At 49.9% G+C, this 7,838-nt stretch carries 6 protein-coding genes; 4 read left to right on the forward strand and 2 right to left on the reverse strand.

Translation table 11 applies throughout. From position 1 onward, the window contains the following. Positions 1-10 precede the first annotated feature (10 nt). Positions 11-868: an alkaline phosphatase family protein gene (locus ACE41H_RS14645; RefSeq protein WP_375356067.1), complete on the forward strand. Its 858-nt coding sequence runs from the start codon at positions 11-13 to the stop codon at positions 866-868. After that, the gene (locus ACE41H_RS14650) at positions 865-1,881 is read left to right on the forward strand and encodes a PHP domain-containing protein (RefSeq protein ID WP_375356069.1); all 1,017 of its coding nucleotides are present in this window, start codon (positions 865-867) and stop codon (positions 1,879-1,881) included. The genes ACE41H_RS14645 and ACE41H_RS14650 overlap by 4 nt, the downstream gene beginning before the upstream one ends. A gap of 192 nt (positions 1,882-2,073) precedes the next feature. Here the strand turns inward: ACE41H_RS14650 and ACE41H_RS14655 are convergent, their stop codons facing one another. Next, complete coding sequence (locus tag ACE41H_RS14655; RefSeq protein WP_375356070.1) at positions 2,074-3,516, reverse strand: SpoVR family protein; 1,443 nt, start codon at positions 3,514-3,516, stop codon at positions 2,074-2,076. A gap of 141 nt (positions 3,517-3,657) precedes the next feature. Beyond that, positions 3,658-4,818 carry a sporulation protein YhbH gene (yhbH, locus tag ACE41H_RS14660; RefSeq protein WP_375356071.1) on the reverse strand — a complete coding sequence of 387 codons (1,161 nt, stop codon included), beginning with the start codon at positions 4,816-4,818 and terminating at the stop codon, positions 3,658-3,660. Positions 4,819-5,082: 264 nt separating this feature from the next. Between yhbH and ACE41H_RS14665 the strand changes: the two genes are divergently transcribed. Both ACE41H_RS14665 and ACE41H_RS14670 read left to right on the forward strand, forming a co-directional pair. Continuing rightward, complete coding sequence (locus ACE41H_RS14665) at positions 5,083-5,781, forward strand: 4'-phosphopantetheinyl transferase family protein (RefSeq protein WP_375356072.1); 699 nt, start codon at positions 5,083-5,085, stop codon at positions 5,779-5,781. A 6-nt stretch (positions 5,782-5,787) separates the two neighbouring features. Further along, the gene (locus ACE41H_RS14670) at positions 5,788-7,389 is read left to right on the forward strand and encodes an amidohydrolase (protein ID WP_375356073.1); all 1,602 of its coding nucleotides are present in this window, start codon (positions 5,788-5,790) and stop codon (positions 7,387-7,389) included. Positions 7,390-7,838 lie beyond the last annotated feature (449 nt).

Genomic DNA, 7,838 nt, shown 5'->3' on the forward strand with positions numbered 1-7,838 from the left:
GGTGGAGAACGTGACGTATTCAGAAAATAGATGTATCGTGGTAGTGCTCGACGGCTTGCGATACGACGCAGCCAGAAAGTATATGGGCTTTATGGAGCATCTGGTTGAGCAGGGCGAGCTGGCCTGTCATCAGGTGTGGTCCGAATTGCCGAGTCTGTCCCGGCCGTTGTATGAAGTGCTGCTGACAGGCGTTGCGGCATATAAAAATGGAGTAACTACGAATTCGATGGCCCGGCTGAGCAAGGAGAAAAGTGTCTTCCATCTGGCTGCGGAGGCGAATCTGACTACAGCAGCGGCCGCCTATCATTGGGTAAGCGAGCTATATAACTCTGCTCCGTTCAATCCGCTGACAGATCGCCAGCAGCACGATGTGAGCAAGCCGATTCAGCATGGCATTTTCTATTTCGAGGATCATTATCCGGACAGCCACCTGTTCGCGGATGCGGAGCATTTGCGTGTCCACCATAGCCCTGACTTTCTATATATACACTCGATGAATATAGATGACGCAGGGCATCGGTACGGCGGTGACAGCAAGGAATATGAGGCTGCCGTCAGAGCGGCTGATGGGCTGCTGGCGGTTCTGGTTCCTGGATGGTTAACGCAGGGCTACCGTGTCATTGTCACAGCCGACCACGGGATGAACGCGAGCGGCCAGCATGGGGGAACAGCAGTGGAGGAGCGGCTTGTCCCGCTATATATGAACGTTGAGATTCCCGTTCAGCTTGAGGAAGGGCAACCGCTGCCCCAGCTTGCCATGGCACCGCTGATTTGCCAATATCTTGGTCTGGAACCTTCACCGGCTATGCGCTCTATGGACAGTATCCGAGCGACGGTAATTTTAAAAGCGGGGAGTGCAGCGCATTGAAGGTAGATTTGCATTTTCATCTGGAAGAAGGGCCCTATTCGCATCGCTGGCTGTCACGAACACTGGACGCGCTGAGGAATACGAGCCGCTCGTCCGGCAAGGAAGGGCATCATTCTCTTGAATGGGCTGGGCAATTGACCGGACAGTTGAGTGACCGGATGCGCCAGGGCTGCTTCAGTAACGATTGGCTGGACCGTTACCTGACTGCGGGACGAGCCAAGGGCATCTCTGTATTTGGAGTCGTGGATCATCTCTATCGGTTTCGTGAATGCAGATCCTATTATGAAAGGCATTTGCTGCTGGACGAGAGCCCGGTCGGTCTGATTCAGAGACAATGGCTGGATCAGGTGTGTGTCGCGTCTCTCGATGAGTTTGTTTCATTTGTGACGGAAGCCAAGAAAGATCGTCCTGATCTGCTGCTTGGAATAGAAGCGGATTATTTCGGCGGCGGGGAGGCTGAGCTCGAACGTTTGCTATCAGGTTATGGCTGGGATTATGTCATTGGCTCTGTCCATTATATGGATGGATGGGGGTTTGACAATCCGGATACACGGGAACGCTTTGCTCAATTGGACGTGCTGGAGACATATGGCCGCTATTTCGAGCTACTGAAGGGAGCCTGCAGATCAGGGCTGTTTGAATTTATTGCCCATCCCGACAATCTCAAAGTATTCAATTTCCGTCCGGCAGATGAAGCGATTCTGCTTCCATATTACCGCGAGGTGGCAGAAGAAATGATTCGCAGTGGTGTAGGGACTGAGATCAATACAGGATTGGCCTATCGATATCCAGTAGCGGAAAGCTGCCCAAGTCCGTTGTTTTTATCTGTTCTTGCTGAACTGGGCGTGCCTATTACCTTGTCCTCGGATTCCCACTTCCCCGATGATATCGGAAGGCTGCTGGATGAAGCCGCGAATGCCGCCCTTGAAGCAGGTTATCAGCAATTAACGATTTATCGTGAACGGAAGCCATATACTCTGCCGATTGGCAGTTTATCCGACCATTCGGTATAAATGCCCGCAACCAGCATGGTACGTATGGGCGTGAAAGTACAAAAGGTCAAGAACAGGGGGGATTTGAGTATCCTGTTCTTGATCTTTTTTAAGTCGGAAATAGCAGGAGCCTGCGATTTCTTTTCGGTATAAATAGCAGGAATGCTTCGTTCTCGGAGCGTCTCGCAAAATACGAAAGAATGTTCAAGGCTGTTATAAAAACTTCCGGTGATGCTTGCTGCCGTCATAGGAGAACATGGCTTTCTTGTCTTCCACCATGGTTTCCAGATGCACAGTTCTCCCCCATAGAGTGTAAAGGTAAGGAAGGGTACGCTCCAAATATTTAAGGTCAAGCTCAACACCTTCATAGTGATGCTTTAAAACGAGCTCGCCAGTCCGCATATAATCGCCATCCTGCACAACAAGGTAGGGAACTCCGCCGTTAACCCGGGAGAAAACGAGCTGATCGCGGATATTTTCCCAAGACTTATCCGTGATTTTCCAATCCGGCCCCCGTTTTTCGAATACATATAAGTCCAGATCCTCCACCAGCTGTTTCGTCATGTAGTTGCGGATAAATGAGATGTCGGAATCAAACTCCCGCACTTCAAATATTTTGGCACGCCCCTGGTTTGGTACCCGGCCGCTGCGCTCCTGCTCTTCCTCTGTCGGATTGTCCCAGCGCCGTTCAATATCTTCAAAAATTTTCAGCCCGAGATAATAGGGGTTGAGGCTTTGCCGGGAGGGCTGCACCACGGAGGCATTCAGCATCGCAAATTCAATCGTCTCGTCGCTGGTAAGGTCCATTTCACGGATGATACGTTGATGCCAGTAGGAGGCCCAGCCTTCATTCATAATTTTTGTTTCCATTTGCGGCCAGAAGTACAGCATTTCATCGCGCAGCATGGTCATGATGTCCCGCTGCCAATCCTCAAGCACTTCGGAGAATTCCTGAATGAACCAGACAACATCCTTTTCGGGCTCGGGTGGAAAAGGCAATATCTGTGTCTCCTTAGTTTTGGAAGCTGGCTCGTTCAGGTCATCCAAAGCCCAGAGGTCATCGTATTTGCCGGGAGGACGATATTCATTGGCCGCCTGTTTCTGCTCCTGCATTTTGAGCTTAAGATAACGCTGCTTATCCAGTTGGCGCGGCTTGAACAGCTGCGGATCGACGTGCTCCTGGACCGCCAGCACGGCATCGATGAACGATTCTACAGTTTCGGTGCCATATTCAAGCTCATAGCTGCTGATCCGCTCGGCTGTGGCTGACATGCTTTCCACCATGTTGCGATTGGATGCCGAGAAGCGTGCGTTGTTTTTGAAAAAATCGCAGTGGGCCAGCACGTGCGCAACAATCAGCTTGTTTTGAATCAGGGAATTGCCCTCCAGCAGAAAGGCATAGCAGGGGTTGGAATTGATCACAAGCTCATAAATTTTGCTGAGTCCAAAGTCATATTGCATCTTCATTTTCTGAAAGTTTTTACCGAAGCTCCAATGATTGAAACGGGTCGGCATGCCGTAAGCCCCGAACGTGTATATAATGTCTGCCGGGCAAATTTCATAACGCATCGGATAAAAATCAAGGCCAAAGCCTGCCGCAATCTCGGTAATTTCTGCAATCGCCCGCTCCAGCAGGACCATTTCATCTTGAGTCATAGCATTCCCTCCGCTTGTCGAAGTACGGTTCTTCCCATTGTATGTGGGGACAACCGATTTATGAGGACGATGACAATTTCTATGTGCAGGTGAATCAAAGAAGCAGCTGCCGATAAGCAGCTGCCTTCCTCGCGTAAGGTTTTAGGCCGGACTTTCTTCCCTTTTCCGGAAAAAGGCTTTCAGAGCCTTATATACTTCGCCTTTTTCCTTGATGACATAATACATGAACTGATCTGCTTTAATATGCCGGTAGGCGGACATCAGGGTGCTGCTGCGGTTATACTGGTTGACTTCTCCGTAGCCGAACAGGTTGCTCCGCTTCACCAGTTCGCCGATGAGCTTGACGCAGCGTTCGTTATCCGAGGTCAGGTTATCTCCGTCGGAGAAGTGAAAAGGGTAGATGTTATAGCTTGATGAAGGGTAGCGCTTGTCGATAATTTCCAATGCTTTGACGTAGGCTGAAGAGCAGATCGTGCCCCCGCTTTCGCCGCGGGTAAAAAATTCTTCTTCGGTAACCTCTTTGGCCTCGGTATGATGGGCGAGGAATACAATCTCCACTTTTTCATACTGGCGCCGCAGAAACCGGGTCATCCAGAAAAAGAAGCTGCGCGCACAATATTTCTCGAATGAGCCCATGGAACCTGATGTGTCCATCATGGCAATGATGACGGCGTTGGACTGATGCACGATTTTATCCTCCCAGGTTTTGTAGCGAAGGTCGTCGGGGCTGATATGGTGGATTCCCGGGGTGCCCTGCCGTGCATTGCGGCGCAGATTTTCCATGATGGTGCGTTTTTTGTCGATATTGGATTGCATACCCTTCTTGCGGATGTCGTTAAAAACGATTGATTTAACTTCCATTTCATCTTTATCTTTCCGCTTCAGATTCGGGAGCTCCATTTCCTGGAAAAGAATATCCTCGAGCTCCTCCAGACTGATTTCGGCTTCCGTAATATCATAACCCGGCTGGTCGCCGGCCTTCTCCCCTTTACCCGGCTGCTTGGCAGCGGGATCTCTGGCGATGACATCGCCGACCTGGCTGTCACCATCTCCTTGACCTACATGCTTCTGCTTCTGAAAGTTGTAGATGATGTGGTATTCGTCCAGACTGCGTATCGGAACTTTGATGATTTGTTTTCCGTCGGACATGATAATATTTTCTTCGGTGATCAAATCAGGCAGATTCTGCTTGATGACTTCTTTTACCTTCTGATGGTGGCGCTGTTGATCCTGGTACCCTTTGCGATGCAGCGACCAATCTTCGCGGGACACAACAAACGACGGCTGGCGTAATTCTGACATGTCAGGCACCCCCTTATGGATTTCACTGCATTCAACCTGATTCTTTGGTTATTAAGTATATTCAGGGAACGGTCTGATATGTGATAGGGTGGGATATAAATTCACGGATCAGGCTCAAAAATACATGCATGCTGGGAAGATTTTATACGGGCTTGATGTAGAAATGATACGCTTGTGGGTACGCCGAAACTTGCCGGGATAGAAGCCCAGTCGGCTTTTTTGCTAAGATAGTCATGTACAAAGCGGAAGAGAAGGGGGACTTATATGGAAATTTTTGCGTTGGATATAGCTGAAGAGGCTATGGCTGCAAGGTATGAGCAAATGCTGAACTGGGTGCCTGTCGAGAAAAGAAATCGTCTTCAAAGATTTCACCGGAAAGAAGATGCTTTGCGGGGGCTCGGAGGCGAGGTGCTGGTGCGCTGGCTGGCATGCAGTCGGCTGAATCTGGCGAACGATCAGGTTGTTTTTGCCCGAGCACAGCATGGCAAGCCTTTCATAGAAGGCTGTCCGGAGCTGCAGTTCAATGTTTCCCATGCTGGCAAATGGGTGCTGTGTGCGATGGATGCCGAACCGTTAGGTGTGGATATTGAAGAAATGCGGTCCATTGATTTGGAGGTGGGGCGTATTTGCTTTTCGGAGCAGGAGTTTGCAGCGTTGATGCAGTGTCCGGAAAAGGAGCGCTTGGACTCTTTTTATGAATTGTGGACTTTAAAAGAAAGCTTTGCCAAAGCCGATGGCCGCGGACTTAACCTTCCATTAAAAAAAGTAACGTTCTCTGTCGGTCAGGCTGGCGGTGTTATACATACCGACGGGTGGGATTCACCTTTTCGATATTTTAAACAATACAGCATCGAAGCGGGTTATAAGGCAGCGGTTGCTGCTCCCCATGAGCGGTTTCCCGACACCGTACATTTTATTTCCTGTACAGATATTCAATTGAGTTCGTTTGGAATCGGAGCGTGATCTATTATGAGTCTAACCTTGTTTAAAAACGGCAAGCTTGCTTTTCCCGTACCGACAGGCTTTGGCAAAGAAGACGGGATTATCGTTGAGAACGGCAAAATCATTGCGATAGGACAGACAGACGATCTGAAGCTGCAGCTCAGCGGCCGGAGTTATCGTACTGTTGATTGGGAAGGCGCTTACGTGCTGCCTGGGCTGGTTGATTCGCATATGCATCTCTCCATGCATGGCATGAAGCTGGGAATGCTTGATTTTACCACAGCAAAATCCAAGGCGGAAATGCTGGAAATGCTGCGCAAGCGGGCGGAAATAACTCCGTCAGGAGAATGGATTCTGGGGCTGAATTGGAACGAAAATGCGTTCAAGCCTGCCGTCGCTCCCGATATTCATGAATTGAATGCGGTCACGGACAGACATCCTGTTTTTCTTACCCGTACCTGCTTTCATGCCTTCCTTGGTAATTCTGAAGCGTTCCGGAGAGCGGGGGTTGATGAGAATACGCCTGACCCGGTGTCTGGAGCCTATGGGCGGAATGAGCATGGAAGGTTGAACGGCTGGATTTATGAAGAAGCGTCTCAGCCGTTTAACCGGGCTCAGCCGGAGCCTGAGTATGCCGTCAAAAAATCCAGCATTAAACGGGCATGTGAAGATGCGCTGCGTCTCGGCCTGACGGCGGCCCATACCGAGGATCTTCGCTTTTTGGGCAGTATCGAGACGATGTTTCGTGTCTACAAGGAGCTGCGTGAAGAAGGACTCGTCTTCAGAACGCATCAACTGATCTATTATCCGTTCCTTGAGGAGGCTCAGAAACTGGGGGTTGGAGCTGGTGTAATTGATGAATGGCTGGCTGTTGGGGCGGTGAAGCTATTTGCCGACGGAGCGATCGGAGGTCGAACCGCTCTGCTTCGCAAGCCATATCATGATGCGCCCGGAACAAGGGGAATGGCGATTTTAACTCAGGAGCAGCTGGAGGATATCACTGCACGTGCACGGGGGGCCGGATTTCCAATAGCAGTACATGCCATTGGAGACGGGGCCGCCGATATGGTTCTAACCTCGATGGAAAAGCATCGGCTGGATTCGGCCGCGCGTTTGCCTGACCGCTTTATCCATGCTCAGGTGCTGGATGAAGAACTTGTGGCAAGAATGGCTCGTCTCAGATTGGCCGCGGATATTCAGCCGAGGTTTGTGGCGAGTGATTTTCCGTGGGTGCTTGAAAGAGTCGGTCCTGGTAGAACCGGGTATCTGTATGCATGGAGGAAGCTGCTTGATGCCGGTATTGCCTGTGCAGGGGGGAGCGATGCTCCTATTGAGCCGCTGGATCCGTTCCTTGGAATCCATGCAGCAGTTACCCGCTGTAAGCCCGAAGAAACCCATGACGGTTATCTGCCCGCAGAAAAGCTTGATTTAGGGGAAGCATTACATTTGTTTACAACGGGGAGCGCGACTGCAGCGGGTGAAGCGGACCTGCGCGGGAAGATTTCTGAAGGGTATGCTGCTGATTTTACAGTTATAAAGCAGAACATTTTTGAAGCACCCCCGGATGAACTGCTGAGCCAGAAGGTTCTTATGACGATTGTAAACGGTACGGTAGCTTATCAAGCATAATATGGATCAGAGAGGGGCTTTTGTTGTGAAAGCTCCTCATTAATTGTAGCGGTTAGATTATGGGAGGGTGAAAAGAAGACAGATTTTTTTAAAAATAGGGGTTGCTAAGTTGGATAAGGCGTGCTAAGATATAAAAGTTGCTGACGCGATGAGCTGAAGCGACAAACGAAGTTTGATCTTTGAAAACTGAACAACGAGTGAGTAGGTTTTACATCGTAAAACCGATCCGCGAAGCCATTTGGTTCGTGTCTATGACAGAATAAATGGTGGAGCGAAAATGAGATATTAATCTCGTCAGATTCAAATGAGCTTAATCGCTTTTGCAATAGACTGCATTTCATTCATCCGCTCTGTACGAGATGGACCGAATGAAATGCAGGGACGATCATTCTTTGGATGATCTTTATTGGAGAGTTTGATCCTGGCTCAGGACGAACGCTGGCGGCGTG

This window comes from Paenibacillus enshidis (genome assembly GCF_042136365.1).
In the GTDB taxonomy this organism is placed as follows: domain Bacteria; phylum Bacillota; class Bacilli; order Paenibacillales; family Paenibacillaceae; genus Paenibacillus; species Paenibacillus enshidis.